Source organism: Aeribacillus pallidus (assembly GCF_050478865.1).
Lineage (GTDB): Bacteria > Bacillota > Bacilli > Bacillales > JACDOC01 > JACDOC01.
Genome location: NZ_JBCNBW010000065.1, coordinates 51081 through 77829, shown reverse-complemented (window position 1 = coordinate 77829; position 26749 = coordinate 51081). Strand labels below are relative to the sequence as shown.

At 37.7% G+C, this 26749-nt stretch carries 26 protein-coding genes; 4 read left to right on the top strand and 22 right to left on the bottom strand.

What is annotated here, in order from left to right; translation table 11 throughout:
- Positions 1 to 53: 53 nt before the first annotated feature.
- Together ABES52_RS14660 and ABES52_RS14655 are read right to left on the bottom strand one after the other, a co-directional pair.
- A complete protein-coding gene (locus ABES52_RS14660) occupies positions 54 to 194 on the bottom strand; it encodes a hypothetical protein (protein WP_429651926.1) in 141 nt (46 codons plus the stop codon).
- Between the two features lie 845 nt (positions 195 to 1039).
- The gene (locus tag ABES52_RS14655) at positions 1040 to 1177 is read right to left on the bottom strand and encodes a hypothetical protein (protein ID WP_429651925.1); all 138 of its coding nucleotides are present in this window, start codon (positions 1175 to 1177) and stop codon (positions 1040 to 1042) included.
- Between the two features lie 536 nt (positions 1178 to 1713).
- Between ABES52_RS14655 and ABES52_RS14650 the strand changes: the two genes are divergently transcribed.
- Together ABES52_RS14650 and ABES52_RS14645 are read left to right on the top strand one after the other, a co-directional pair.
- Positions 1714 to 2055 carry a hypothetical protein gene (locus tag ABES52_RS14650; RefSeq protein WP_429651924.1) on the top strand — a complete coding sequence of 114 codons (342 nt, stop codon included), beginning with the start codon at positions 1714 to 1716 and terminating at the stop codon, positions 2053 to 2055.
- Positions 2056 to 2650: 595 nt separating this feature from the next.
- Positions 2651 to 2860, top strand: coding sequence for a WGxxGxxG family protein (locus ABES52_RS14645; RefSeq protein WP_429651923.1), 210 nt, complete (start codon positions 2651 to 2653; stop codon positions 2858 to 2860).
- A gap of 352 nt (positions 2861 to 3212) precedes the next feature.
- On the opposite strand, the gene ABES52_RS14640 is transcribed toward ABES52_RS14645, so the two are convergent.
- From ABES52_RS14640 to nfsA, 11 genes are all read right to left on the bottom strand, one after another.
- Positions 3213 to 4049: an MBL fold metallo-hydrolase gene (locus tag ABES52_RS14640; RefSeq protein ID WP_429651932.1), complete on the bottom strand. Its 837-nt coding sequence runs from the start codon at positions 4047 to 4049 to the stop codon at positions 3213 to 3215.
- A gap of 207 nt (positions 4050 to 4256) precedes the next feature.
- On the bottom strand, positions 4257 to 5261 hold the full coding sequence (locus ABES52_RS14635; protein ID WP_429651922.1) for a phosphotransferase enzyme family protein: 1005 nt from the start codon (positions 5259 to 5261) through the stop codon (positions 4257 to 4259).
- A 31-nt stretch (positions 5262 to 5292) separates the two neighbouring features.
- Entirely contained in the window at positions 5293 to 6978 is a 1686-nt protein-coding gene (locus ABES52_RS14630; RefSeq protein ID WP_429651921.1) for a long-chain fatty acid--CoA ligase, read from the bottom strand.
- Positions 6979 to 7232: 254 nt separating this feature from the next.
- Positions 7233 to 7796 (bottom strand): TetR/AcrR family transcriptional regulator, encoded by a 564-nt coding sequence (locus tag ABES52_RS14625; RefSeq protein ID WP_429651920.1) that lies wholly within the window; start codon positions 7794 to 7796, stop codon positions 7233 to 7235.
- A gap of 231 nt (positions 7797 to 8027) precedes the next feature.
- The gene (locus tag ABES52_RS14620; protein WP_429651919.1) at positions 8028 to 8447 is read right to left on the bottom strand and encodes a MaoC/PaaZ C-terminal domain-containing protein; all 420 of its coding nucleotides are present in this window, start codon (positions 8445 to 8447) and stop codon (positions 8028 to 8030) included.
- A complete protein-coding gene (locus tag ABES52_RS14615) occupies positions 8444 to 8893 on the bottom strand; it encodes a MaoC family dehydratase N-terminal domain-containing protein (protein ID WP_429651918.1) in 450 nt (149 codons plus the stop codon). Before ABES52_RS14615 ends, ABES52_RS14620 begins: the two co-directional genes overlap by 4 nt.
- Positions 8894 to 8914: 21 nt before the next feature.
- Positions 8915 to 9679: a beta-ketoacyl-ACP reductase gene (locus tag ABES52_RS14610; RefSeq protein WP_429651917.1), complete on the bottom strand. Its 765-nt coding sequence runs from the start codon at positions 9677 to 9679 to the stop codon at positions 8915 to 8917.
- A gap of 79 nt (positions 9680 to 9758) precedes the next feature.
- Positions 9759 to 10937: an acyl-CoA dehydrogenase family protein gene (locus ABES52_RS14605; protein ID WP_429651916.1), complete on the bottom strand. Its 1179-nt coding sequence runs from the start codon at positions 10935 to 10937 to the stop codon at positions 9759 to 9761.
- Positions 10938 to 11210: 273 nt separating this feature from the next.
- Positions 11211 to 11390, bottom strand: coding sequence for a hypothetical protein (locus tag ABES52_RS14600; RefSeq protein WP_429651915.1), 180 nt, complete (start codon positions 11388 to 11390; stop codon positions 11211 to 11213).
- Entirely contained in the window at positions 11377 to 12537 is a 1161-nt protein-coding gene (locus ABES52_RS14595) for a DUF4062 domain-containing protein (RefSeq protein ID WP_429651914.1), read from the bottom strand. The genes ABES52_RS14600 and ABES52_RS14595 overlap by 14 nt, the downstream gene beginning before the upstream one ends.
- 309 nt (positions 12538 to 12846) lie before the next feature.
- Positions 12847 to 13596 carry an oxygen-insensitive NADPH nitroreductase gene (gene nfsA, locus ABES52_RS14590; RefSeq protein ID WP_429651913.1) on the bottom strand — a complete coding sequence of 250 codons (750 nt, stop codon included), beginning with the start codon at positions 13594 to 13596 and terminating at the stop codon, positions 12847 to 12849.
- Positions 13597 to 13862: 266 nt separating this feature from the next.
- Between nfsA and ABES52_RS14585 the strand changes: the two genes are divergently transcribed.
- Positions 13863 to 15440, top strand: a complete 1578-nt coding sequence (locus ABES52_RS14585; RefSeq protein WP_429651912.1) for a multicopper oxidase family protein — start codon at positions 13863 to 13865, stop codon at positions 15438 to 15440.
- 48 nt (positions 15441 to 15488) lie between these two features.
- Here ABES52_RS14585 and ABES52_RS14580 read toward each other — a convergent pair whose 3' ends face one another.
- From ABES52_RS14580 to ABES52_RS14555, 6 genes are all read right to left on the bottom strand, one after another.
- Entirely contained in the window at positions 15489 to 16058 is a 570-nt protein-coding gene (locus tag ABES52_RS14580) for a TVP38/TMEM64 family protein (protein WP_429651911.1), read from the bottom strand.
- A gap of 12 nt (positions 16059 to 16070) precedes the next feature.
- On the bottom strand, positions 16071 to 16742 hold the full coding sequence (locus ABES52_RS14575; protein ID WP_429651910.1) for a response regulator transcription factor: 672 nt from the start codon (positions 16740 to 16742) through the stop codon (positions 16071 to 16073).
- Between the two features lie 2 nt (positions 16743 to 16744).
- The gene (locus tag ABES52_RS14570) at positions 16745 to 18115 is read right to left on the bottom strand and encodes a HAMP domain-containing sensor histidine kinase (protein WP_429651909.1); all 1371 of its coding nucleotides are present in this window, start codon (positions 18113 to 18115) and stop codon (positions 16745 to 16747) included.
- A 1058-nt stretch (positions 18116 to 19173) separates the two neighbouring features.
- Positions 19174 to 20580 carry an amino acid permease gene (locus ABES52_RS14565; protein WP_429651931.1) on the bottom strand — a complete coding sequence of 469 codons (1407 nt, stop codon included), beginning with the start codon at positions 20578 to 20580 and terminating at the stop codon, positions 19174 to 19176.
- 226 nt (positions 20581 to 20806) lie between these two features.
- The gene (locus ABES52_RS14560; protein WP_429651908.1) at positions 20807 to 21175 is read right to left on the bottom strand and encodes a tyrosine-type recombinase/integrase; all 369 of its coding nucleotides are present in this window, start codon (positions 21173 to 21175) and stop codon (positions 20807 to 20809) included.
- Between the two features lie 447 nt (positions 21176 to 21622).
- Positions 21623 to 22027: a YhfM domain-containing protein gene (locus tag ABES52_RS14555; RefSeq protein ID WP_429651907.1), complete on the bottom strand. Its 405-nt coding sequence runs from the start codon at positions 22025 to 22027 to the stop codon at positions 21623 to 21625.
- Between the two features lie 315 nt (positions 22028 to 22342).
- Here ABES52_RS14555 and ABES52_RS14550 point away from each other — a divergent pair, with 315 nt between their 5' ends.
- Entirely contained in the window at positions 22343 to 22519 is a 177-nt protein-coding gene (locus ABES52_RS14550) for a hypothetical protein (RefSeq protein WP_429651906.1), read from the top strand.
- Positions 22520 to 22659: 140 nt separating this feature from the next.
- On the opposite strand, the gene ABES52_RS14545 is transcribed toward ABES52_RS14550, so the two are convergent.
- The 3 genes from ABES52_RS14545 to ABES52_RS14535 form a co-directional block, all read right to left on the bottom strand.
- Positions 22660 to 23493, bottom strand: coding sequence for a MetQ/NlpA family ABC transporter substrate-binding protein (locus tag ABES52_RS14545; protein ID WP_429651905.1), 834 nt, complete (start codon positions 23491 to 23493; stop codon positions 22660 to 22662).
- Positions 23494 to 23560: 67 nt separating this feature from the next.
- Positions 23561 to 24775 (bottom strand): acyl-CoA dehydrogenase family protein, encoded by a 1215-nt coding sequence (locus tag ABES52_RS14540; RefSeq protein ID WP_429651904.1) that lies wholly within the window; start codon positions 24773 to 24775, stop codon positions 23561 to 23563.
- Complete coding sequence (locus ABES52_RS14535; RefSeq protein WP_429651903.1) at positions 24759 to 26747, bottom strand: AMP-binding protein; 1989 nt, start codon at positions 26745 to 26747, stop codon at positions 24759 to 24761. The genes ABES52_RS14540 and ABES52_RS14535 overlap by 17 nt, the downstream gene beginning before the upstream one ends.
- Positions 26748 to 26749: the final 2 nt, after the last annotated feature.

The window sequence follows — 26749 nt, the reverse complement described above, 5'->3', positions numbered from 1 at the left end:
CACTTTTTTGGGGCTAGACCACGTTCCTGAAGAGGTTTTTCATGAAACTTCACTTAATCATTTTTCTCTTTTTCCCGCCGTATCGCTTCTGCCAACTCTTGCGATAAAGAATTTTTATAAGTTTCCGCTGATTCTTCTCCTTCGTCTTTGATCTCAATAACGCTAACTTGGATATATGGTTCTTTTTCTTGCATTTTTTTCACCTCATGAGTAGTTTGCGTCATAAAGAAGGTGATTTATGTGTTAAAAAATGTTAGGTACACTTTTTTTATTCGCATAGAAAATTGAAGTAAAAATGTGTTCATGTATGGAATCATTTTCTACTGAGTCAAACAACCCCTTTGCATAACCCTCCCGAGATTAGAAAAAACTACGATTGTAATCAAGGAGGGATGATAATGGACGATAAAACGAAAAAAGGCATAAAAAACCTTGAATTCAAAGCTACTCCAGAAGACCTTGCTACTGAAAAAAGAGCAAGAAACAACAAAGGCCAACAGCGTGCACCGAAAATGTAGCAACTTATCTAATATTCAAAATCCGAGGACCACATTACCTCGGATGTTTTTTGTCAAAATTTTAAAGGTGACTGACATGCATAATAATGAAAAGCGAAACCTACATTTGAACTTGGCAGTAGTAGTAATCACTAACTTTTGTTTTTTGCTTTTTTAGAAAATTATGGAATACCTGAGTAACTACTATTTGCTGTTTAAAGATTAAAATATAAATAAAGACAGTGCTATTAGGTATATAAGAATATACACCCCAGAAGCTATTCTTCCGAAAGTCGTAATACAACCTTTGTCTTCTCTTAAAAATATTAAATATAATATGCTCAAAACAACCATTAACATATACAATGGTGAAACAGCAAGTTGAGCAAATTCATTAGCCATATGTTAATTCACCCTTATTACTACTTTATTCACTATCGTTAGTCTAATAAGAAAAGGAGCTGCCATAACCGCCCCTTGTTAAGCACTTGCGCCCTTTTCTAGAATAACTTGTGTTTTCTGTTTTTGCTCAACTTCTATTATTAGCTATTATTTTTTCTTTCTCTTGCCGCTTTTTTCCTGGCTTTTTTACTTTGTACAAACTCTGCGCCAAATTCTGTATCGGCTGATTTACTTCCTCCAGTATGTGGCTGATTTCGATTGTTATTACGGTTTGTCACTGTTACTTCTCCTTTCATAGACATAACATAGTGTTGAAAAAGCTACCGTCTTAAGAATATCTAATGATGCCTACTTAACTTCCTAAAAAACTTAAGATTTCAGTGGCTCTCTTTGTATTTTTTGTTTTTTTCATCGAAAATTATTCCTTAAATGATAAAGCATTCATCCACTTATTTTGTTCTTTAGCTAAATGCTTTGTTAGCATAAGAAGCTATAGAAGCTGTCGCATCGACAACTCCTGTTATGCCATTCTTACGCCCGTTTGTTGAACAAGATACGACGAATTTCTCTTAACGCAGTTAGTCCCTCTAACACTTGAAAGGTGATATCGAGATATTTCTCAGTGAGGTAATACCAGGTTTGTTCAAAGACGGTTCCTCCTGCAAATCAACCCGACCTGTAGCCCTCTCTATAAATCCTCTGCTCATTATCACATAAATGAAAAGACAATGTAATTTTTCAGAAAACGGGGTGTAAAAAAGTTACGTTAAAATGAGGAAGAGATAAACTATCTATACGGCGGGAAGGTGTTTTCATGGATGAAATGACGAAAAAATCGTACATACAGAAATCCCTTGAAGAATGGAAGGAAGATATTTCTGAAGTATTAACCCAGATTGACCAAGAATATGAGGAAGTCAAACAAGAGTTAAGAGTTTACTCATATAAATACAGCATTACAAAGCAAGTGATTCAGTCGACAGTGAACGAAGAAATCATTGAAACGATTCGCCAGCGTTACCATAAACCATTTGAAGAGAAATATGAAGAACTGAAAGAATCTATTCGTGATTTAGAAGAGAAAAGACGTGTTTTCCAAATGTTTGTAGATAAAATTAACGAAGTCACCCGGAAGGAAACGGCTAAGTCAGTGTGACGTATATATAATATTTTTGAACCCTCATAATTTAGACTTTTCACCCCAGAAACGTAGCCACACTGGGAATTCCTCTATTCATCAAGTTGATATACAAACCGGATGCCGGTACATATACAAACAAGAGTCAACAATACAGTTGGCTCTTTTTTATTATTTTTATCCTGGGTTTCAAGAGTACGTAAGCCGCCAATGTAGCAGAGCTTAATACAACAAATACTTTTCTTTATTTCATCCAAATACCTCTTTCTTCATCTCATATTCCAAAAGTAATCTTCTCCAAAATTCCTCATTTTTCATTTGAATTTTTCAAAATGGTTAAAATATGGTTCTGTTCAATAAAACGTGCTTGATTCTTCCTCTATCGCTAAATTTTCGAAAGCGTGTCCGTCATCCCCTGCGTGATCGCAAAACATTTAGCACAAATAAACCGCGACTTTATACCGAATAATTTCCTTAGTTGACGTTACGAATTTGACCCGTAACTCAATGGACTTCTATATTTTTTTCGTTACAACTACCCGTAAAATTGTAATAATTGTTCACCAATTGGACACATTAAAATTAATACCAATTATTGAAAGGAGAAAAAAACATGTTAAAAAAATTTCTATATTCATTTTACGCTTTATCATTGATAGTAATGCTTCTTGGGATGGATGATGTCTACGCTCAAAATAACAATAATGACATGAATAATCAAGTTGCAGACAATGCTGATGACGATAATGATTGGGGTTGGATTGGTTTACTAGGTTTGGCAGGATTATTAGGGCTAAGAAGAAGAGATGACCGAAGAGATTAGGGTCTAATATAGTATTATGTTTAAGAAACCTTTGAGACTGTAGACAAAATTGGGTTCAGATAATATTCTGATCCCTATTTGTCTAGAGTGTTTTTATGGGGTTTTTAGTGGAAATCCAACTGATGTACTAATGAAATATGGTGAAGTTTTTGGAATGTGGTCTTACTATTGACAGCTAAAGGATTTGTTGCAGGTTATCAACTTCTCTTACCCATGCAGGTGATGAAAACTTACGGAAATTACTTGAAGAAGCTATTCAAAGTAGGCAACAAGATACTTTACTAAAAAATATCGGAATTGGTTTTACCACCATCACCTTCAGTGCGCCCTACACTTATGAGAATTAGTGTCTTTAATTTACATATCGCCCATAATCGGGAATTGCAATTCGATCAAATTCTCTCGCTAATTTTTCCAGACCTTGTGAAAGCTCTTTTCCGGACATTGGCAGACCATGACCGGTCACTGCAACAGTAGGTTTTAATGCTTCAAGCTTTTTAACTGACTCCCATGCCGCATCCCAATCAGTAGTTAAATATCTTGGTGGACCGCTGATTTCTTGAATTTGAGTTACTACCTTAAATAGAGAATCTTGTCTCACTGTCACAAAAGCATCTCCTGCAATTAGAGCATGATCCTCATCTCTAAATAAGGATATATGGCCAGGAGTATGACCAGGTGTATGAATCCAACGCCAACCAGGCATGTAAGGTACACTACCGTCAGAAGGAAGCTTCTCTACGTTGTTTCCCAAATCGACCGATTCATTCGGAAACAAAGGAGAAATTTTTGCCACGAGTCCTCCTTCGACTGATTCATCAGGTTCTGGATAGTTAGATTTTCCGGTTAAAAAGGGCAATTCTAATTCGTGCGCAAACACGGGAACATTCCATTCTTCTACTAGATCAACCACTGCCCCCACATGATCAAAGTGGCCGTGTGTGAGGACAATCACTTTTGGCTTCCTTTTTTTGCCAAACCTTTCTTCTACAGCATCAAGAATATGGTCGACTGATTTAGGCATTCCTGTGTCCACTAAGACCCATTCATTTGTTTTTTCAGGGTTTCCCACAAAACACAAATTCACAATCTGATTTGTATAACAATAAAGATCAGGGAGCACTTCTTGTCCCAATCCGCTTGTCAAAGAGGTCATTGGTATGAATTTGTTCTTCATCGTATCTTGCATATCATTATACTTGTTATAATCCATGTGAATTTTACACTTCCATTTCTGAAATAATATCTTTCTTGATGCAATATGTCTTGTCCACTATTCAAGATAAGGTTTCTATCTGTAAAAAGTGTTTGGTTAAATTATAAAATTTATTCATTTAAAAAAAAGGTCAATATAAAAAGAGCAAGGGTTCAGATTATCGCCTATATAAGGGAGTTCTCAACTATTTTCACTCAGAATAGTTAGTTCGTTACTGGATAAAGGAATAATCGGATTACGGTGTTTCATTCGTTTTCTTAAACGATCTAACGTGTAGGTTTGCCAAGCTTCCAAGGAATCGAGCGGCCAATTCTTCATAAACAGGGCATATAAGACAAAGTCCCGCCATCGTAAGAAAAGGGGAATCTGTTGCACGGTTTCAGGTGACAGATTACGTGTTTTCCTATATCCATTGAGGAACGACTGCAGGAAAGTAAAACCGAAAGAAAGGTCAGAGCTACCAAGCGCAGTTGCTTGCCAAAAAGCATGATAAAGCGCCACTGCTATATCTTGTGCGTACCAACCATACTCGCAGTCATCGAAATCAATTATCCCAATCCCCTTTTCATGTACTAAGACATTCCCCTGATGGAAATCGTTATGAATTAAACCGAACGTATCTGTTGAACGCGAAAGGTTCTCAATTTGTGAAACTATATCAAATAAGCGAGCCTTTAATATACAATCTTCATTTTTTTCAAAAAAAGCTATTGTATCTGAAACAGATGTAAACGTCCCTCCCCAGTATGGCCGTGCAATTTTATGGTTAGGAACGGCGGAGTGAATTTGACCTAGTGTTTCACCCCATTTTTCAAACAAGTGGTCGTTCCATTGCTGCGGCTTGGTAACATCTATCGATCTTCCATATACTTTAGAAAAAGCTATAGCATAGAAAGTATTTTTTCTTAGTGTAATGGTTTCAATCCAATTTTCCTTGTTTGAAATCCTTGGCGAAGGGACGGATAGTCCTGTTTTGCGAAGAATACGAAGCCATTCCAGTTCAGCTTCAATCATCGATACGCTTTTCCGTCTTGCAGCGGTCACTCTAATAAATACAGTTTCCCCTTGATGGTTACAACGAACCATCATATTTTGGTATCCTTCAGTTACTAGTTGAAAATCAGAAACTTGGCTTCCGTATAATGGCGTTAGCATAGCAATTAACGTGGATTGTCTAAGATTCATTTCAGTCTCCTTTTATGAGGTATTTGAAGTTTTATCTTTTCCCTATATTCTGTTCTGCTTTTTTCAATTCTTCTTCCTGAAGTTTCCGCCATAGGATTTTGCCGCTGCTTGTAACTGGGAATTCCTTTCTAAATTCGACATAACGTGGATATTTATAAGCGGCCATATGCTTTTTGGACCATTCAATAATGTCTTCTTCAGTTACTTTTCCTTCATAACCTTCATTTAAGATGATAAATGCTTTTACCGTTTCGCCTCTTTTTGGATCCGGAATTCCAACGACACATGCCTGTTGGACGGCCGGATGTTTGTAAAGATAGGACTCCACTTCCGTTGGCCAGACTTTGAAACCGGAAGCATTGATCATTCGTTTGACTCGGTCCACAATAAAGAAATAGCCTTCTTCATCGTAACGACCTATATCTCCTGTCCGGAAAAACGATTTGCCATCAAGTTCAACAAAAGCGTTCCGGTTTTCTTCCTCCCGGTTATAATAGCCGACCATCACTTGCGGTCCATGGATGACAATTTCTCCGACCTCGCCAACCCCAAGCTCCTGATGCGTAACAGGATCAATAATACGGGCATCCACATCAAATGTTGGAATACCTAGACATTGCTTTTTAGGTCGGTCTGGCGGATTGAGATGGGTTTGGGCGATCGTTTCGGAAAGTCCGTACCCTTCTACAAAATGTAAACCTGTTAATTTATAAAGCTTTTCAACCAATGCTTCAGGAAACGCAGCTCCTCCTCCTGAAATGGAGGTTAAAGAAGAGAGATCTTCCGCTTTTAAAGTTGGGTTTGATAAGAAATCGACCAGCATCGTACTGATTGTGACCCAATGCGTGCATTGTTGAGTCTTAATCAGCTCGACGGCCGTATCACGATTCCATCTAGTCATGATGACCATTCGGCTACCGCTATAAATTGGCATGTGCATACCAAGAACCATTCCTGTAACATGAAAAAGCGGCAAAGTCATCAGGTGAACAGTATTGGTCGTAGCCCGTGACCAATGGTAAGCTCCAACCGTGTTTGCTTGTACAGTTTTATTTGTATGCATGCAACCTTTTGGGAGTCCGGTCGTGCCGGAAGTGTATGGAAGAACTACAAGATCATCGGCATTTGACAAATGTTCTCCAGGTAAATAATTTGCGTTGATCGCATCCATCCATAGAAAATGATTGGGCTTGCTGAAAATGATCCTCGGTGCTTCTACTTCTTTTGGTAAACTTCCTTCAAAATCGTTCCCGATATAATCTGAGTAAGCAGCGATGAGAAGATGGTCGAGTGAGGTTGTTTTGAGGAGTGGTGCCACTTTTTCATACAATTCCTGCCCTATAATCGCATTCCTAATTTCACAATCATTGATATAAAACTCTAATTCATTGGGTGTCAGCATGGGGTTGATTGGAACAACAACGGCATTGGCTCTTAAAATCGCATAGTAGGCAATAATAAATTGAGGAGAATTCTGCATGAATAATAAGACTCTATCACCTTTTGACACATCTAATTTTTGTTGTAAATATCCTGCTAGTGCATTGACTTCATCATCCAATTGACGGTAACTGATTGTATTTCCATAAAAGTAGATTGCCTCATGTTTAGGATAACGGCTGGCAGTCACTTTGAGGTTATCGTACAGCGAGGTTTGAGGGACGACTAAAGACTTTGTCAATTTATTTGGCCAGAATTTATGGTGAAGGGTAAGCACACAAATCACTCCTTCATTTTTTCTTTTGTTTGGATGTTTTCGCTCGATTACCGGCAAAACAAAAACGCATTGGCTTAGAGAAGAGGTTGCAAGGCTTGAAAATAGTTGCATATTTGATAATTTTTAATTGGAAAGAGAGTGCACAATCGGTTCTATATATCTCTTTCCATGTGAAAAAGTAATTGATACTAACCGGTTAGTATGATTTATAAAACTAATATTCTTCAAATGTCTTGTATCTAAAAAAATGAATCTCATTTTTTAATTCCATTTAAAATTAAATCCACATATATTTCAGCAAGTTTTTCTTCCGATACTTTCCCCTCAGGATCAAACCAGTAATAACTCCAGTTGGTTATCCCTAAAATTCCAAATGTCAACATATCCGGGTTAAGATTATTTTTAAATTCTTGTTTTGTCATCCCTTCTTCAATTAACTTTTGGTAATTTTTACGAAACAAACTTCGTTTGGCTTTAATTTCCTTTAAGTGTTGTTCATTTAAGTGTCTCATTTCGCGGAAGAAAATTCTCGCACTTCTCCGTTGGGTCTTAATATTTTTGATCAGCATATAAACAATTTCATTTAACTTGGTTGTACAATCTTTATTTGAATCTTCTAAAATTTCTTCTTGCTGTCTTACAAGATCCTCAATATAGGACAAACAAATATCTTTTAACAATTCCTCTTTACTATTGAAATAATAGTAAAACGTTCCTTTTGTGACTCCGATCGATTCGACAATGTCTTGTACGGAAGTTTCTTTAAAGCCTTTCTGGTCAAATAGCTCTATGCTTGTTTCAATAATTTGTTTCTTCATGTGTTATGTTCCTCTCATTTAGTAGAAGTTTTGGCATTATTATAGCATAATGGTTATTTTTTTAAATCCCTACTAAATGTAGAGGGTGTTCGTGGAATCTCCACCAATTAGCAGCGTTCCTGATTAGCCATTTATTCACGTTCAATAATGGTTGCAATCCCCTGGCCTCCTCCGATACTATAAAATATGAAAGGAATTTCTCTTGTCACCGAGTTTTCGTGCTAAAAAAGATTAATATATATCTTCTTCAGTGAAAGTTTTAAACCATACCTCTCCCTTTAAAACTTCGTTTCCGTTTTGATTAACGGCCAGCACGTTAAAACGCAGTTTATTCCCCATTTTTTCTTCCAACGTAGCTTTCAGCGTAATGACATCATTCAGGAAAACCATTCCTTTGAATCTGATGGAATAATCTTGGATAAACCCTTCTTCATAATAAGATGTGAATAGCTTTGCGAGATTTCCCATCGTCCACATTCCGTGTGCAATAATTCCTGGTAAACCAGCATTTGTTGCTTCTTCATCGATAGTATGAATTGGGTTGTAGTCTCCAGAAGCCCCCGCATATTTTATTAAATCCAGCCTGGAAACAGGATTAAGCTTTATCTCCTCTAACGCTTCTCCCAATTGTAATTCTGTAATCTTTTTCAAACGATCATCACCTTTCTTACCGCTTCTGTTATGATTACGGTCTGTTTGGAAGTAAAGATGAGTTGACCTGTTGGATCTTCTCCAAAGCTCTTAATTACCAAGAATCCTAGCTTACCGTGGTTTCCTTTTTTCTCATAGTAATTTTCCACTTTCGAGTAACATAGAATTTCATCTCCAACTAGAAGCGGTCTCTCATAATGAAAAATTTGCTCACCGTGAATCAGGCCGTTGCTTGGAAGTTTCAATCCTTTAATCACCCCATAATCAAAGACTCTTGGGAATGTTGGAGGAGCGATATTGTTTTTATATCTTGATTTTTTTCCTGTTTCCTCATCCAAATAGATGGGGTGCGGATCGCCAATCGCTTCTGCAAACTTCTTTACAGCACCTCTTTCGACCCTATTCTTGACCTTATTCGAATATTTTCCAATGTGTTCCTCAAACATTTGATCATCACCTCGATTCGTTTAATTTTTTGGACCTCCAGCCACATATAATACTTGACCGTTGATAAAGGAAGATTTCTCGTCAGCAAAGAAGGCTACCGCATGGGCAACGTCCGACGGCTTGCCGCTTCTTCCAACGGGAATTTTTGAAACGCTGGCGTTTATGAGGTCTTCAAACGAAACGCCCATTCTTCTTGCGGTCTCTTTCGTCATATCCGTTTCGATAAACCCAGGAGCAACCGCATTTGCAGTAATGCCAAATTTTCCAAGTTCGATCGCAAGTGTTTTGGTAAAACCTTGGAGTCCCGCTTTTGCTGTGGCATAGTTCGCCTGTCCGCGGTTTCCGAGAGCCGAAGTAGACGAAATATTGATGATACGTCCATATTTTTTTTCTACCATATATTTTTGGACAGCACGAGCGCAGTAAAAGGATCCCTTTAAATGGACATCCATTACGGTTTCCCAATCAGAGTCTGTCATTTTGAACAGCAGATTATCACGAATCACCCCTGCATTGTTCACGAGAATATCAAGCGAACCAAACGTTTCAACCACTTCTTTAACCGCACTTTCGACTTGGGAAGCATCGGTGACATTTGCTACTTTGGAATAAACGTCATATCCTTTTTCTTTTAACTCGCTTTCCGTTTCACATAACGCTTCTTCATTCAGATCAATAATAGCAACCTTTGCTCCTTCCTCTGCAAAGAGCTGAACGATCGCTTTTCCGATTCCGCGGCTTCCGCCTGTTACAAATGCCACTCTTCCTTCAAATCTTCCTGCCATTTTTTATACCTCCTGTTAAATTCAAAATCTATAAATCAATTAAAAAGCGATTTAACTTAGAGAGCGCTTTCATGAGGGATTAAACAAATTGACCGATTTTGACATGCCCTTTTAATAGGTTTCTAGCAATAATCATGCGCTGAATTTCATCCGTACCATCGTAAATTCGCCAAAGTCTTGCTTCACGGTACCATCGTTCAATCGGTAGTTCTTTCGTATAACCCATCCCACCAAAAATTTGCAGAACTCTGTCTACGACTCGATTTCCCATATTCGCACCATACAATTTCGCAATAGATGCTAAATGACGGTTATCCTCCCCTTGATCAAGCGTAAATGCTGCATTGAGCACCAGCCATTTGGCCGCTTCGATTTCCACTGCCGAATCAGCAATCTGCCATTGGATGGCCTGTCTTTCTGCAATCGGTTTTCCAAACGTAACACGCTCTTTTGAATAGTCGATTGCCATTTGCAGCAAACGTTCTGCCGCTCCGACTGCTCGCGCCCCAACAACCCATCTCGCATATCCAATCCATTCTAATCCCAGTTTATAACCGCCATGCAATTCACCTAAAATGTTTTCTTCCGGAACACGGACATTTTCAAATATTAAGCTCGCAGGGCCTGATTGTCCCATCGTTGGAATATACTTGGATCTCCAGCCCATATCACGGTCAACGATAAAGCATGTGACTCCTTCACGTCCTAAAGTTGCCTGATGTCTTTCTTTGTCAGTAATCGCAATAACCATGACAAAATCTGCTTCATTTCCGCCAGTAATAAACGTTTTTTCTCCGTTTAACACCCATTCATTCCCATCTTTTACTGCTGTCATTTTAATATTTCTTGTATCCGATCCTGCACTAGGTTCGGTGATGGCAAAGCATGATTTCTTCTCTCCGTTGATGGTAGGAATTAAGTATTTTTTCTTTTGTTCTTCATTGGCGTAATAGAGAATATTATCTGCCGACCCTCCAAATTTGAAAGGAACAAACGTTTTTGAAACCTCCATAATCACAATCGCCATCATGACATTCCCTAGGTCAGCGCCACCGTATTCTGCAGGTGTGTTGATTCCCCAGAACCCTGCTTCCTTTGCTTTTAATTGAAGTTCCTCAAGTTTACCTGGCGGGAGGCTTGGTCTTCCTTCTCTCTCATTTCTCAACACTTCATTTTCTAAAGGCATGAGCTCTTTTTCTACAAACTTTCTGATTGTTTTTTGCACCATCTTTTGTTCATCGGTAAGACGCAAGTACATATGATCCTCTCCATTCACATAAAAATTCTTATCTCTAATAAATATTCTCGATATTCAACAATATACCAACCGGTTAGTATGTTAAATTTATTATATTCAGAAATTTCGAAAAAAACAAGATTTATTTTTGCTGTTCGTGTCTCTTGTTATTGTTAGTAGAATATGAAGGAATATCTTCTAAAAAAATCCTTCGTCTACCTCTCTCGTACTAATAAAAAAACATCCCTGGTGAAAGGATGTATGTAGTGCCCGTTATATTCATTTTTTTCATTTTTATGAGATTTCATGTTCATTCTTATTTGTATGGTGAAATGAGCTTTTTATTTTGGAAAGTTTATTTTGTAAGTTCGCGTGATCGCGTTTCATTTGACTAAGACGATTAGTGACAACTTTTTTTCCATATCCATTTGGTGCGGAGGCGATTAATATGACATCTTCTTTATAATTGTTCACTCGAAAGACCTCCTAACAACATTTTTATAAAGTAACAATAAGAATATCCTTTAGATTCAAGTATAGCATTAAATATATGGTGTTGGTAAGTCTTCAATTTATGATAATCCCATTCCCCTAACAGCGGTAGATGAAAACAAAATACATAAGACTTTACTTTGAACAAGAAATAGCATGTCCTTTTTTCCAACGAATAGTATAACTTTTCATTGTGTTCATGATCATTGTATGTTTGCACCACATACGAACTTGTATCGCTTAGTGAAAAGTTTTCAGGCGTCGTTAATCCATCATATTCTTTGCAAACCATCATGTTACCTCTTTTTTCGTAAAGGGTTACTGCTTTACAGTCCATTAATGCTCCTATCGCCTCTTGCTGGTACTTTGTATTTGTCGTGTAAATATTGCATCCGACCATCTTCGAACGTAAAAGGGCAAGTAATCTTCTCCAATTTGTAATTTGTCCATTACGTATTAAACTTATGAATTCAAGGGAAAGCTCATAAAAATCCCCGTACAAATCGACATGTTCTAAACTCTTTTGTATTTCCGATCGAATATTAAAGTATTGAAGACTTTCTTTAAATAGTGCAGAAAGATAGCTTTTTATGTTTGAAAGAACTTCGACACCTAATGAACATTTCTCGAAATAGATTCCTTTTTGTTCTGCATCATAAAGAAAGTACCATACATATTTTTCGGCAATATGGGAATTCTCTTTTATATTTTCACTAATAAAATCGAACATGGAATCCGGCTCTTTACCGTGTTTGCTAAAATACAGTTTTAACGATTTTTTTATTTGAGGTCTAATCGTTTGGAAATACGTATCTAGAACCGTATCGTGAACATAAACAATAATATGTTTATTTTCTTTATATGCTCGTAAAAACTCAAGATGAGTGATCGTTTTCCCTTCATCTTCTAGCAAAGTTCCTGCTTTATCAGCGATAAATAGTAGAAAAATATCACTTTTAGATACATATTCCAAACAAGTTCGGATGGCATCTTGATGAATATATCGCATGCTATCTTCAAAGCGAATGGGCTCGTGCCCCATATTTTTTAATTCTTTAAATACATCGTTTCGTATAGCGGTAAGAGAGTCTTGGGCAACAGAACTTATAAAAATCGTTGTTTTATCCACATGAACACCTCCTTGCATAATCAACTGTTCTCCATAAGGAATTTATGTTGGTATTTTAAAAAAGTGTTATTGTAGTCATGTTTAATAGATTATAAAGTCAATTATGTGGAAATTTTTGATAGTTAATAAGGACTTCTGCTAAAAATTTATTTATTCCTCCAGTAAATAATGATAAATATTTTTAGACTAACAAAATCTTTTTTCATTTCGTACAAAAACTATTTTAAGAATAACGGATGGCAGAACGTGATAATAAATGGCAGAAGAATCCTCTTCTTCTGCCTGCTCAATTCATCCGCATTCCATGTGCTACTTTAAATTAAATCCTTTTCTTTCGACAAACTCCTTCATATACATTCTGACCTGTTTACTAAGTAGATTTGCCATTTGTCCCGTCCATGTATCACGGAGCTTGCCGTTCGTACGTTTCTCATAATATGACGAAATCGTATCATTATAATGTTTTAGTTGATCCTCTAATTTGGAACGGTCTTGTTCGTATGTTTCTTCATGGTAGACGTGATGAAAAGGTAATCGCGGTTTTTTGTCAGGATTTTGTGCTGGATATCCTACTGCAATTCCGAACAACGGAATCACTCGTTTCGGAACGTTTAACAGCTCACACACTTCAGGTAAATTGTTCCTTAAACCACCGATATAACAAGCTCCTAATCCCATGGATTCTGCCGCTAATACAGCATTTTGCGCGGCCAATGCCGTGTCAATGAGTGCAACCATAAATTTTTCGGTGCTTTCTAATGTAGCAGATAAATCGACATTTTCCATTTCACCGACAATCTCGTGACGATGTAAATCGGCACAAAATACAAAGAAATGTCCATTATTCTCTACATACGATTGATTTCCAGCTAACTCTGCGAGCTTCCGTTTCTTTTCTTTATTTTTTACTCCGATAATTGAATAAGCTTGAATAAAACTGGACGTAGATGCTGCTTGAGCACACTTGACTATAGTACGAATTTGCTCATCGGATAGCCCCCGATCTTCAAATTTTCGAATGGAACGGTGCTGTAAAATTGTTTCAATGACTGGATTCATCTTAATTTCCTCCTACTAAAAAAATATTTTCTTCATGATAAGAATCCTCATTAATTACAAATTCCTGAAACCTACCAGCCTTTTTTCTATGATAAGTCAATGACTCCAAATAAACACAATAATGTCATTCATTTCAATTATAAATCATTTTTAAAAATCGTCATTTCTTCAAATGCTTTTATATTACTCTTTTCTCCATAAATTTTGCACATTTATTTTTTATGATGATCTTAGCGTTTTAATCAATGTTTGATGGAGGGAAATACATGAAGAAATTATTGGTTGGAACCATTTTAGCGGGTGTCATGACTTTTGGCGCAGCCTGCTCAAACAGTTCCATGCAAGGACACGATATGTCAAATATGGATACAAAGGATGAAAAAACATCCAAAGCCTCTGAAGTCAGTGAACAAATTCCTTTGGCAACAAATACAGAAGTATTATCCGGCAATGAGATACATCTTACTGCGAAGGAAGCATTATTAGAAATAAATGATCATGTAAAACTACCAGTTTACACGTTCAACGGATCTGTTCCCGGGCCGCAAATCCGTATTAAACAAGGGGACACTGTAAAAATTCATTTAAAAAATGAATTACCTGAACCGGTTGCAATCCATTGGCATGGCTATCCTGTTCCAAATAGTCAAGATGGAGTTCCGGGTGTCACGATGAACGCAATTAAACCAGGTGAAACCTTTACGTATGAATTTACTGCTACTGTACCGGGAACGTATTGGTATCATTCCCATCAAGAAAGCGCGAAACAAGTAGACAAAGGGTTATACGGGACCTTCATCGTAGAGCCTAAAGATGAGGAAAAAGTAGATCGTGAGTATACACTTGTGTTAGATGAATGGATGAGCAATCCAGATGAAGGACATATGCATACGAATACGGTGGATCATAGCCATATGGGACATGAAAATCACTCGGATAGCCACCATATGCATATGAGCAGCATGGAACATGATATGAGTATGTATGATATTTTCACGCTGAACGGAAAAAGTGGCTCCGCTGTAGAACCTTTAAAAGTGAAAAAAGGCGAAAAAGTTCGACTTCGCCTTGTAAACGCTGGATACATGTCCCATAAACTCCACCTCCATGGTCACGAATTTAAAATTACAGCAACAGACGGGCAACCGATAAAAGAGCCGCAACTAATCAAAGATCATCTTCTAAATATAGCTCCGGGTGAACGTTACGATATTGAATTTACAGCGGATAATCCTGGGGAATGGTTATTCGAATGTCACGGTGAGATGGAAGGTACCGATGGCATGAAAGTGAAAATTCAATATGAAGGCGAAACAAACCAGACAGACAAGGCAAATGAAAAAGAGGACCTCCCAATCGTAGATTTAACAAACTACGGAAAACATGAATTAGGTCCATTTATGTTAGACCAAAAATATGATGTAGAGTACACAATGGATTTAGGAACAGCTATGAACAAAGGTAGCATAGTCTACACGATCAATGGTATAACATTTCCTGATACAGCCCCTGTAATTGTAAAGACAGGAGATTTAGTAAAAGTAAGAATAGTAAACAATTCACCAAAAGATGAGCACCCGATGCATTTACACGGGCACTTCTTCCAAGTATTGACCAAAAACGGGAAGCCGATTTCAGGCTCTCCATTAATAAAGGATTCCTTAAATGTAGAACCGGGAGAAGAATATGTCGTCGCATTTAAGGCGGATAATCCAGGAAACTGGATGTTCCATTGCCATGAATTGCACCATGCTTCTGCCGGAATGGTTACAGAAGTAATATATAAAGATTACAAGACGGACTATAAGCCCGACCCGAATGACACAACAAATAAACCAGAATAACGTTTATTCCCCTCTAAGTTTTCTTTGGAGGGGAATTTTTCTGTTACTTCATGTCGTTATCTTGCTCTTATAATTTTGATTGATTTTCTTCCAAGTAAATATGAATAAAAAGACAGACAGAAGTGTAGATATCACTTTACCTTGCCATGTCCAATTCATCAAATGATAAACCGAATAGGCTTCTAAAAGTAAGGCAGGTATCTTCCCTATGGAACTAGCAATCACAAAAATAAGAAAAGGGATTTTTCCAATTGCTGCAACAAAGGTAACGACTCCTGATGGAACAAAAGGAAGAAGCCGCAATGATAGAACAAGAAAAAAAGCTTCTAAACCTTTTGCTTCAAGCAAACGTTTGACTTTCGGATGAGAAAACAACTTTGTTTCAGAAAGTTTCCTAAATCCTTTACAATATAACATAAAAGAAATAATGGCTCCTATTGCTTCCCCGACAAAAGATATGAAGGTGCCTTTCCAAAACCCGAACACAGCCAAATTGGCAGCGGTTAGAAATACGCTTGGAACTATTCCTAAAATACTGATCATAATATTTATAAAGATACTAATGAGGAAAGCAACATTTTCATATGTGTTGAGTAGTGTAATAATTTGCTCTTTCATCTTCTTCTCACCTTACGCCTCCCATTTATACCCAACCCCCCAAACGGTTTGCAGAAATCGATCGATCGGAAAACCAGCTTGTCTCAGCTTTTCTCTAATATTTTTTACATGAGAGTCGATCGTACGCTCTTCTGTATTTGCGTTATAGCCCCAAAGAGACACAATGATTTGTTCTCTGCTAAACACCCTGTTTAAATTTTTCATAAAAAGGCCTAATACAGCAAACTCTTTAGGAGTAAAACAAATAGCATGGTTTTTATATTGGACGGTGTGCTGATCTTCATCCCACACTAAACCTTGAAACTCAATTCTTGATTGTTTTCCAACTGAACGGCGCAGTACAGCTTCAATTCGAGCAAGCAGCTCGGATTCGTTAAATGGTTTGGTGATATAGTCATCAGCCCCTAATTTAAGCCCTTTCACAATATCCATTGTTTCATCTCTTGCAGTCACCATGATAATAGGTACATCAGACATTTCTCTAATTCGTTGACATGTTTCCCAACCATCCATTTCCGGCATCATGATGTCCAGCAAAACTAAATCCGCTTTGGTGTTTTCTAAGTACTGTATCGCTACAAAACCAGTCTCACACTTAACACATTGAAATCCTTTCGGAGAGAGATAAAGTTCAAGTAAATCTAACATTCGTTTTTCATCGTCAACGAGTAAAATTGTGTACATGATCATCCCTCCGGCAATGTAATGATAATGTTTGTTCCTTTTCCATAATCACTTACGGCGTAAATTGATCCTCCGTGCGCTTCCACAATTTCCTTGGCGATGGCTAATCCCAATCCTGTTCCGCCTCTGTTTCTTGATCTTGATTTATCCACTCGGTAAAACCGTTCAAAAATATACGGTAAATCCTCTTCAGGGATCCCTCCGCCTTCGTCTGAAACAATCATCATCATTTTCTTTTTCTCCGCTTTTACATCAATAGAGACAGTAGTACCTTGATCTGAATATTTTAAAGCATTGTCTAACAAATTGATCATGACTTGCTCAAACCGTTTTTGGTCTATATGGACGGTAATGTTTTCATCGCATTGATATACAAGAGACATTTTTTTAACTTGAAACGCAGGATGCATTTTGTCATACAATTTTTTAAAGAAAGAACATAAATTAGCAGGTTCCTTATGGATTTGAAATGAATGTTGATCCATTTTTGCTAATTCAAAAAGATCCTTCACCAATTTTTGCATATGCTTGGCTTCTTCATAGATAATGGATAAATATCGATTTCTCTCTTCTTCCTCAATGTTGGGTCTCCTAGCTATATCCGCATATCCTTTTACATATGTGAGAGGGGTACGAAGCTCATGGGAAATACTGGCGAGAAATTCGTTTCTTTCTTTTTTTAAGTACTCTAAATCCCTCGCCAATGTTTGAATGGCTTTCCCTAATTCCGCCAATTCGTCCTCCCCTTTTACTTGCAAACGAACAGAAAAATCACCTTTACTCAATTTTTCGGTTGCCATTTTCATACGAATAAGAGGGATGGTAATGAATCTTGATAATAGAGCAATCGTAATTATGGTTAAACATACAGAAAGAATTCCCACCATAATGAAATGATGCTTTAACTTATAAATCATGTTTTGAATAGAATCCGTATTTTTAAACATATAGACATATCCTATTATCTTTCCGTCCATACGAATAGGGCTTACTGTCGAAATATGCGACTCTTTTTGCCAATTTTTTTGCACAATCACTCCATCATAGGGGATGTTTTTATTGGTGTTTTTAATTATTTTTTTAGCAAATGGTAAAATATTGTCAGAAAAATACAAGATCTTTCCCTTCTCATTGGTAATAACGACGTCCGTCTCCGCTTCAGACTCCATCATCGTGACATGTTCTAACGTAGAAGGATCATAACTTTTTTCTAACACATCGCGATGATTATTCCCTCTTGCCAACAATTGGGTAAATTCCTCGTCAATTCTAGAATGAACGAGAGTAACATATAATGACGAAAATAAAACCGTTTCTATTCCTAATACGAATACAAAAAATAATAGTCCTAGTTTAAACGAAATTTTTCTCACTTTTGTCCCTTCCTTACCAGCCCATTAACTTCATAGTCGAAAAGGTATTTTTATGATTTCTCCTTCATTTATTTCGAGGGAAAAAAACTTCTCTGAATGACATATTTTATCATTTAAACTTTAAAACTTTGAAAACAAGTTGTATTGACGAATGGTTTATGCCTTTGGATGAATTACAAAGCAGATGTAATTATGATTGTATAAATTAAATTTGCAGAATTTATGGATTTATTAGGGACGATTTTACTTTTATTGATCATTTATCACAAATCCTTTTTCCTACATCATCAACGAAATGTAATTATTTTATGAATAGCCATGAATTCCATGTTCACATAATTGACAATATTTAATTTGTTTTAACCGGTTGAGAGGGGTACTTCTCAAAAAAATCACCTAAAAAGTTTCAAACGGAGCCTACATACTGATTATCCAATTAATGAAACTTATCACTCAAACAACGTATCAATATTAAGATTTTAACATTCCTCTACTTACGAGCCATTAAGTCATGTTAATTGAACAATATAAATGAAGAGAAGGAGGTGCTTTTTTTTATGTTTAGTAATATTTATTCAATGACTACTTTAGTAATTGTAGGAATCGTTTTCATTATCCCTATTTGTTTCATTCAAAAAATATTGGTTAAATCCCATAAAATGTGGCTTGGTCTTATCCTGCCTATTATCTTCTTTTTATTCTCAATCATCTTGAGTATTCCTAATTTTAAACAGACGTTTTATCTTCAATTTAGCACTTGGGCATTTATCGCATCATTAATAATGTTTTTACTTTACAATGTCGTAACTATCATTCTGTTATTCATCTACTGGCGAGAAAAAAATATGTTTCTAAAACAAATCTAAAACGCTCCGTTAAATGCTTTATTAAGTTAGGTGTAAATAATCATAATTAATAAAGCCATTAAATTATAGACAAAAAGCTCGGTAAAAAATTAATTACCGAGCTTTTCGTCTGTATTTTAAAGTCTTTTTAAATCGTTTAGTAGCAGTATCTCCAAGTTTCAGAGATTTTTGTATCAGAACTATTCTGCTTTTCTAATTTACTTTTTTCAGCATATGCGCTTCCTCTTGGTATGAATTCTTTATTCGCTTTGTTCGATAGATAAAATAAATACTTAAACCAATTATCATCCAAATGCCGAAATACAACCACGCTTCAAGGGCAAGGCGGGTCATTAAAAAGATACTACACGCAATTGTGAACATTGGAAGATATGGAACTAGCGGTGCCCTAAATCCTCTTTGCAGATTTGGATGTGTCTTGCGCAGTATAATAACGGATAAGGCAACCATCACGAATGTTAATAATGCACCAATATTGACTAAATTGGCCAATGCTCTCAAATCAATAAATCCAGCAATTACTGCTCCTGTAAATCCTGCAATCCATGTCGAAAAAACAGGTGCTTGAGTGTGTGAATGAACGACTGAGAATGGTTTTGGCAGTAGGCGATCACGGCTAATAGAGAACAGAACGCGTACGGTTGCGTAAAGATAAACAAATATAACGGTTGTAATACCAACAATGGCGCCAACTGATATAACTCCTGCAGCAAAATTTTGTCCGACTGCATGAAGCGCAAATGCCATCGCGTCGGAAACATTTAATAAATGATATGGAACCATTCCTGTAAGGACTAAGCAAACAATAACGTATAAAAGAGTGCACACAACTAAAGAAACAATAATACCGATTGGCAAATCACGCTGCGGTTTTTTTACTTCTTCTGCCGCAGTTGCAACCGCATCAAATCCTAAAAAGGCAAAGAAAACAGTAGCAGTTCCTGCGAGAACACCTTCCCACCCAAAAGGCATGAATGGATCCCAATTTTCCGGTTGAACGTAGAATATTCCGACGATAATAAATAATAAAATGACAAATAATTTGATGGCTACCATCGTATTATTCACTTTCTTACTTTCTTTCACACCTTTTGAAAGCACCCAAGTCATAAGTAAAATAATGCAGAATGCCGGCAAGTTCACCATTCCGCCTTGCTGAGGTACTGCACTTATCATTTTCGGGATATGCAAATGGAATCCTTCTAACAATGATTGTAAATACGCAGACCATCCATTTGCCACTGCTGCAGCGGACAAAACATATATTAATAGTTGGGTCCAACCTATTAAAAACGCAACTACTTCCCCTATTGTCACATACGCGTACGTATAGACACCTCCGGAAACAGGAAGAGTCGAAGCGATTTCTGCATAACAAAATGCAACAAATCCACAAACCAAGGCTGCCAGCATAAACGAAAAGATAATCGAAGGACCTGCATCATTTGCTGCTGCGACACCTGTCAACACAAGAATACCGATCCCAACAATAGCTCCGATACCAAGCAATATTAAATCATAGGCACCTAGTGTTTTCTGCAATGTTTTCTTTTGACTTAACAAGTGAGTAATTGACTTTTTTTGAAGTAAATTCATGATGTCTCCTCTCTCTTTTGTAATTAGTCCAAAATTCCAAACAATTTGGTATTATATCATGTTTTCTACTTTTTTCGACATATTTTTTATTTTCCTTTTCTAGAAATTGTACAAAATATATGTTTTGATTAATTTACTGTGCTTGACATTGAAAAAAGCAGAATCTTCCTCTATTGTTTAGAGTAACCACCCCCAAAACAAATAGAAGGAAAGATTCTGCTTATTCCCATCACGCTGCCTCGTTAATGATCCGCCAACCCGTTTCCCGGCTTATCGGACGAATACCTTTGCGTAACGGGAACAAATAATCGGAATCGGCCATTCCTCGCGTGTATTTTTCAATTTCCTGCTTTAACGCTGCTGTCATTTTGATTTTCCGGACGTTACTGGTCTTTTTTTCTTTGACGCGCAAATGCTCCGTATATTTCACGTCCATGACGCGTAACGGCAATATATCGCTGATTCGAAGACCAGAGTTAATTCCGAACGTAAACAGGAAATAATCTCGATAAGATCGATGCAACAAATATTCCTTCATTTCTCGAATTTTTTCTGGATCTCGAATTGGTTCTACGCTGTTTTGTCCTTGCTGTGTCATTCCTTTTTCTCCTCCAGTTGTTTCGAGATGTTCAATATCTCCCTAAAGATACCGACTAATATGGCCAGAATACCTCCTAATAAAGTGGAGATGACGATTACAGCCTCATTAGGAATGGTTCCAAAGAGAAAACCGAAGATCGCTCACCCCTACAAGGTAGAAAAGAATATCATTTTGTTTCACACTGATCACTCCATTATATTTCATTCAACTTAACAATTTCATTCTATATGTTGCATTCAAATTCCTTCCGAAGTCGAGGAAAATAAAAAACCCCTTGAAACTCAAGGGGTTTTACTAGTTTTATAGGGCATCGGTGAATGCAACATAATAGACATTATGTTGCGTTTATCACTGAATGATTATTAGCATTTGATAAACATTTTTCCTTGTAGAAAACAATTCATTTTTAAATAACCTTCTAAATTAAAGTAATACTCTTATAAACTAGTCTAATAAGTTCCTCAGTTCTGTCTCGTACTCCGGAGGGACCAAACCGTACTTCCCTGTTTTTTTATCAAAAATGACTGTTCTATTATCATCAAACCAAATGTTGTAATTAAACAATCTATCCTTGCCATCCTTATGTTCAAACCAGAAACTATAGTCGGCTTCATTATTGATTTTAGAAATTTTGTTTGACCATTCTACAGATTTTATAATTTGGATAGTCCTTTCAATTTTTTTTCTATCTTTAATCTCCTTAATACTTGAGAATTTATCTGTTCTATTAGTTATTTTAATGACGTCTGACTCCTCGAATGTATATCCTGTTCTGCCCCATGTTTGACAGCCAATTATACCACATATGCATAAAACCATAATAGATAACAAAACATAAAATTTCCTCATGTTTATCTACCTCTCATAACAAAATTTACTCACTCTCTATTCCTACAACTGCAACGATAGCAAATCCCCTTAACTCTCGTTATATGGAATAAGGTGTGTATACTAATTCAGTTAGTTTTCCTAATAAATTTCTATGCTCTAATTTAAAGTAAATCCATTCTATTTTCAAACATTTTTTTATATTTATTTAAAAAATGTAAAAATGAACATTATATTTTAAAAAAATCTACAAATTCCAACAAATGTTTTACAAATATATACCAATATTGAATATTAATATCGTAGGTTGCAATAAAAAGGATAGGAGGGTTAATTATGAAAAAGGTGTTCTATTCTATGATTTTAACAGCATTTGCTCTACTTATTACTATTTTTTCACCTGTATCAAGTGCTGGAGCCGAACAATTAACAAAGGAGAAAGTAAAACTCAAAAATGTATTTGTTGAGCTGGGAAATACAACAAGACTATTAAAAATTGTTTTTTTATTATGAGAAAGTCTTATTTTCTTATGAGTGAACTTGGTTTTAAGCTTCATATTTCCACTAGTATGATTTGTACTTTTATTCATAAATTGTTGATTCAATAGTTAAAGAGTAAAATTTCATATGCATTTTTTCAGCTCTTCATCTAATTATTTCATCCAGTCTGGCCAGACGTAACCTTCGTACTTTTCGCTTTCTTCATTTAATTTTTTAAATTCTTCTGATTGATAAGCTTCTATTATGTCTTTGACAAATTGAGCATCTTTATCTTTCCCCCTCACCGTAACTCCAATCATATAGTGAGGCGGAGTTTTTTCCAATACGACAGCATCCTTTAATTTTAACCCGGAGGAAATGGCGAAGTTACCATTAATAAACGAGTAATCGACATCTTCCAGTGCTCTTGGAAGCTGTGCTGGTTCAAGCGGCTTAATAACGATCTTTTTATGATATTTGGCAATGTCTTTTTCAGAGGCTTTTGTCGGGTCTACTCCTTCTTTTAAGGAAATAATGCCGAGCTGTTCAAGCATGGCAAGGGCTCTTGCCTGGTTAACTGGATCATTGGATGTCGCTACGGTCGAACCATCTTTGATTTCATCGATCGATTGATGCTTTTTTGAGTAAATGGCAATTGGGGCTGTAGGGACTTTAATCGCCTCGACGATATCCAAGTTTCTTGCTTTGGCAAATTCCTTCATATAAAGCTCATTCTGAAACACGTTCGCGTCAATTCCTCCCGTATCAAGGGAGATGTTTGGCTGAATGTAATCATTAAACTCGATAACTTCGACCTTGTATCCTTTTTTCTCAAGGTAAGGCTTAATGCCCTCATTTACCTGGTCGCTGTAAGGCCCTGCTGTCGCTCCAATTTTAATCACCTTTTTCTCTGAACCGCTCGCCTTTTGGTCTGAACCTGAGCAAGCTGATAAAACTAGTGAATACACTGTGATTACTAACAAAAATAGAATTTTATGGAATCTCATTTATTTTTCTCCTTTCCAATTGAAAGACATGTGTTTTCAGTGGGTATTTTTAATCGAATGAATACGATTATGAATGAACATGTTGCAAGGCTTGTTTGGCGAGCAAAGAAATGACTGCGTCATCCATTGGCGGATTGTGAAGTCCCGCTCGAACATCCCTGTAATAACGCTGTAGAGGGTTGGATTTTTGCAGGCTTCTTGCTCCGACAATTCTCATCGCTAGATCAACCACCTTATTCGCGCTGTTTACGGCAATGTGTTTTGCCGCCGCCAGTTCTCCGCCCATTCTTTCACGTTTATCAGGTTCTGTATCCCAGCGTTGTGCCACCGAGTAAAGAACGTGTCTTGCTTTTAACAGCTCCAAATCCATTTCGCCAATTTTCCTTTGTACCTCGGGGACATCTTTAATGGGTACTGGAAGACTGTTCGGCTGGTAATGTGCCGCAAACGAAACCGCATAGTTTCTAGCCGCAATGGCAACTCCGAGGAAACAGGCTGGAACATGAAGCAGCCACGCTCTCGGGGGATGATTTGAAGAATCCAATTGTTCCAATTCTACTAGCGCATCCTCCGGCAGTTCGACCTGATTAAGCACAAGGTCATCACTTCTCGTCCCCCGCATCCCAAGCATATCCCAGTTTTCTTCCACACGAACTCCTTTTAGTCGATGATCTATCAAAAAGGTGCCGACCTCACCTGATTCTTCAATCGTGGCTGTTACTAACGAGTAATCAAGGGCAACAGCCATGGTCGTAAAAGACTTTCTCCCTGTGATTCTCCACTTGCCATTTTCTTTTATGGCAATGGTTTGCGGTTTGCCTCCCCTCGTTGGGCTCCCGGTAGCAATCTCTGTCGCTGCACGGTTAATCAACACCTTGTTTTCCACAATTTCTCGGCAGATCCGTTCAAATAAGACGTGATCCCATATCTTCCGTTCCCTAAGGTCGTATATCACCCCTAGGTGCCAACCGATACTTAAAGCGGTGGACGCATCCCCTTGGGCGAGCCGCTCTTGCAAAAGAACAAATTCGTAGAGGGAAATCTCTTTGCCGCCAAATTGTTTTGGAACGGTAAGAGAGACGTAAGCGGACTTTTTCAGCTCTTGAAAATTTTCAAACGGAAACCTTCCCTCTTCGTCGATTGCAGCCGCCCTCGTTTGAAAACGATCGGCAAGCACAGCTACCTCGCGAAATAGCGATTCCTGACGCTCATTTTGAATAAATGGTCTTGACAGTTCCTCCGATAAATTAATTTGCTTACGTTCGTTAGCCAATATACTCAATTCCCTTCCCCCTTTTGGCAATTTCCTTTAGTGATTCCCTGTTTTTCAGGGTCGAAATATCCCCTAACGGCTCGCCAAGATACGATGATTTGATGACTCTCCTGGCAATTTTTCCACTCTGCGTATATGGAAGCTCTGAGACAATATGAACCTTATTTGGCTTCAGGGCTTTCCCGAGAGAGCGTGCGGCATAAGCAAGCAATTCCTGTTCCAAGTCAGAATGTGAATCCTCATGTACATGTAAAACGGCAAAAATAACAGGAACTTCACCCTTTACTGGATGCGGGATTCCAATTGCTGCCGCCTCTTTTACCGCTTCATGAGCCGTGACCGCTGCTTCGATTTCTGATGGCCCGATCCGTTTCCCTGCCACCTTCATAGTGTCATCGGAACGTCCTAGCAAATACCAGAATCCATGCTGGTCCACGGCAGCAAAATCACCGTGCGCCCAAATTCCTTCCCACTTTGACCAATAGGCTTCTACATAGCGTTGATCATCGTTCCAGAACGATTTCGTCATCCCTAGAAACGGTGCTCTAATCGTTAAATCCCCGACTGTATGTTCCACTTTTTCTCCGCGTTCATTGACGACGCTTGCAGCCATACCGGGAATTGGGCCATGGAATCCGCATGGTTTTAGTGGAAAAATGGGATAGGTGCCCAGTATCCCTCCTGATACTTCTGTTCCGCCTGAATAATTAATAATGGGACACCGTCCGTTACCGACTTTTTCTAAGAACCAGTGCCATGCCGTTGGATTCCACGGTTCCCCTGTCGACCCAAGAATCCGTAAAGATGGAAGATTTGGTACTTCAACATCTTTTACCATCAGGGAGCGAATGAGAGTTGGAGAGATTCCAAAGATCGAAACTTGATGGCGCTTGATTAATTCCCATAATCTCCTTTCATGAGGAAAATCGGGACTTCCTTCATAGAGGACAACAGTTGCGCCATGCACAGCAGCACCTAGAAATAGCCACGGGCCCATCATCCACCCAAAATCCGTTTGCCAAAATATGCGGTCCGTTCTTTTTATATCAAAGCAAAAATACAGATCGATCGCGCTTTTTAGCGGAAATCCCGTATGTGTATGGACCGTTCCTTTAGGTCGGCCAGTTGTTCCGGACGTATACATAATCATGAATGGGTGATCGGAATCGACGAATTCGGTTTCTGCTTCTTGAGATGAATGGTTTCCAATCAACTCCTCATACCAATAATCTCTACTTGGATGGATGGAAATGTTTCGGTTAAAGCGGTTGACAATAATGACTTGCTGGACCGTTGGTGCTAGCTCAACCGCCCGATCAGCTTCTTCCTTCATCTTGACAATCTTTCCTCGGCGGAAGAATCCGTCGGCTGTGATCAATACTTTTGCTTCACCATCATTCAGCCTTGATGCTACCGCCTCAGCCCCGTAGCCTGAAAACACTGGAATGACAATCGCACCGATTTTGGCACACGCAAATAAAGAGATGGGGGCTTCTGGAATAGGCGGCAAGTAAATCCCGATGCGATCTCCTTTAGAAACTCCAAGGGATGTAAGGGCAGCTGTCAGCTCATTTATTTTTTCGTTCAGTTCATTGTAGGTATAAGAGATCGTGTCACCGTTTTCTCCTTCCCAGATCAACGCGACTGTATTTCCTCTTCCTTGGCTGATTTGTTTTTCAATGGTGTAATAATGGAGATTTGTTTTTCCACCGATAAACCACTTGGCGAATGGTGCTCCTTTTTCTGTATTCAGAAGTTGTTGATACTGCTCTTGCCAAAGGATATCAAACTCTTCCAGCAAGCTTTCATAAAACCATTCCGGGTTCTGAATCGATTTTCCGTGGAGTTCTTCGATGCTGGGGATCTTGTGCTTGTTCATAAATAATTGGATGTTTGCATTTTTTATGAGGGTTTTATTAGGATTCCATACCGGTACCTGCTGATTGAGGAAATCAAAGGTTTGTTGAATGTTCGTTGTCATGG

Coding starts and splice junctions, on each gene's coding strand:
- ABES52_RS14660 (WP_429651926.1), bottom strand. CDS start 194: ATGCAAGAAAAAGAACCATATATCCAAGTTAGCGTTATTGAGATCAAA.
- ABES52_RS14650 (WP_429651924.1), top strand. CDS start 1,714: ATGGATGAAATGACGAAAAAATCGTACATACAGAAATCCCTTGAAGAA.
- ABES52_RS14645 (WP_429651923.1), top strand. CDS start 2,651: ATGTTAAAAAAATTTCTATATTCATTTTACGCTTTATCATTGATAGTA.
- ABES52_RS14640 (WP_429651932.1), bottom strand. CDS start 4,049: ATGCAAGATACGATGAAGAACAAATTCATACCAATGACCTCTTTGACA.
- ABES52_RS14635 (WP_429651922.1), bottom strand. CDS start 5,261: ATGAATCTTAGACAATCCACGTTAATTGCTATGCTAACGCCATTATAC.
- ABES52_RS14625 (WP_429651920.1), bottom strand. CDS start 7,796: ATGAAGAAACAAATTATTGAAACAAGCATAGAGCTATTTGACCAGAAA.
- ABES52_RS14615 (WP_429651918.1), bottom strand. CDS start 8,893: ATGTTTGAGGAACACATTGGAAAATATTCGAATAAGGTCAAGAATAGG.
- ABES52_RS14610 (WP_429651917.1), bottom strand. CDS start 9,679: ATGGCAGGAAGATTTGAAGGAAGAGTGGCATTTGTAACAGGCGGAAGC.
- ABES52_RS14605 (WP_429651916.1), bottom strand. CDS start 10,937: ATGTACTTGCGTCTTACCGATGAACAAAAGATGGTGCAAAAAACAATC.
- nfsA (WP_429651913.1), bottom strand. CDS start 13,596: ATGAATCCAGTCATTGAAACAATTTTACAGCACCGTTCCATTCGAAAA.
- ABES52_RS14585 (WP_429651912.1), top strand. CDS start 13,863: ATGAAGAAATTATTGGTTGGAACCATTTTAGCGGGTGTCATGACTTTT.
- ABES52_RS14580 (WP_429651911.1), bottom strand. CDS start 16,058: ATGAAAGAGCAAATTATTACACTACTCAACACATATGAAAATGTTGCT.
- ABES52_RS14575 (WP_429651910.1), bottom strand. CDS start 16,742: ATGTACACAATTTTACTCGTTGACGATGAAAAACGAATGTTAGATTTA.
- ABES52_RS14560 (WP_429651908.1), bottom strand. CDS start 21,175: ATGACACAGCAAGGACAAAACAGCGTAGAACCAATTCGAGATCCAGAA.
- ABES52_RS14555 (WP_429651907.1), bottom strand. CDS start 22,027: ATGAGGAAATTTTATGTTTTGTTATCTATTATGGTTTTATGCATATGT.
- ABES52_RS14550 (WP_429651906.1), top strand. CDS start 22,343: ATGAAAAAGGTGTTCTATTCTATGATTTTAACAGCATTTGCTCTACTT.
- ABES52_RS14545 (WP_429651905.1), bottom strand. CDS start 23,493: ATGAGATTCCATAAAATTCTATTTTTGTTAGTAATCACAGTGTATTCA.
- ABES52_RS14535 (WP_429651903.1), bottom strand. CDS start 26,747: ATGACAACGAACATTCAACAAACCTTTGATTTCCTCAATCAGCAGGTA.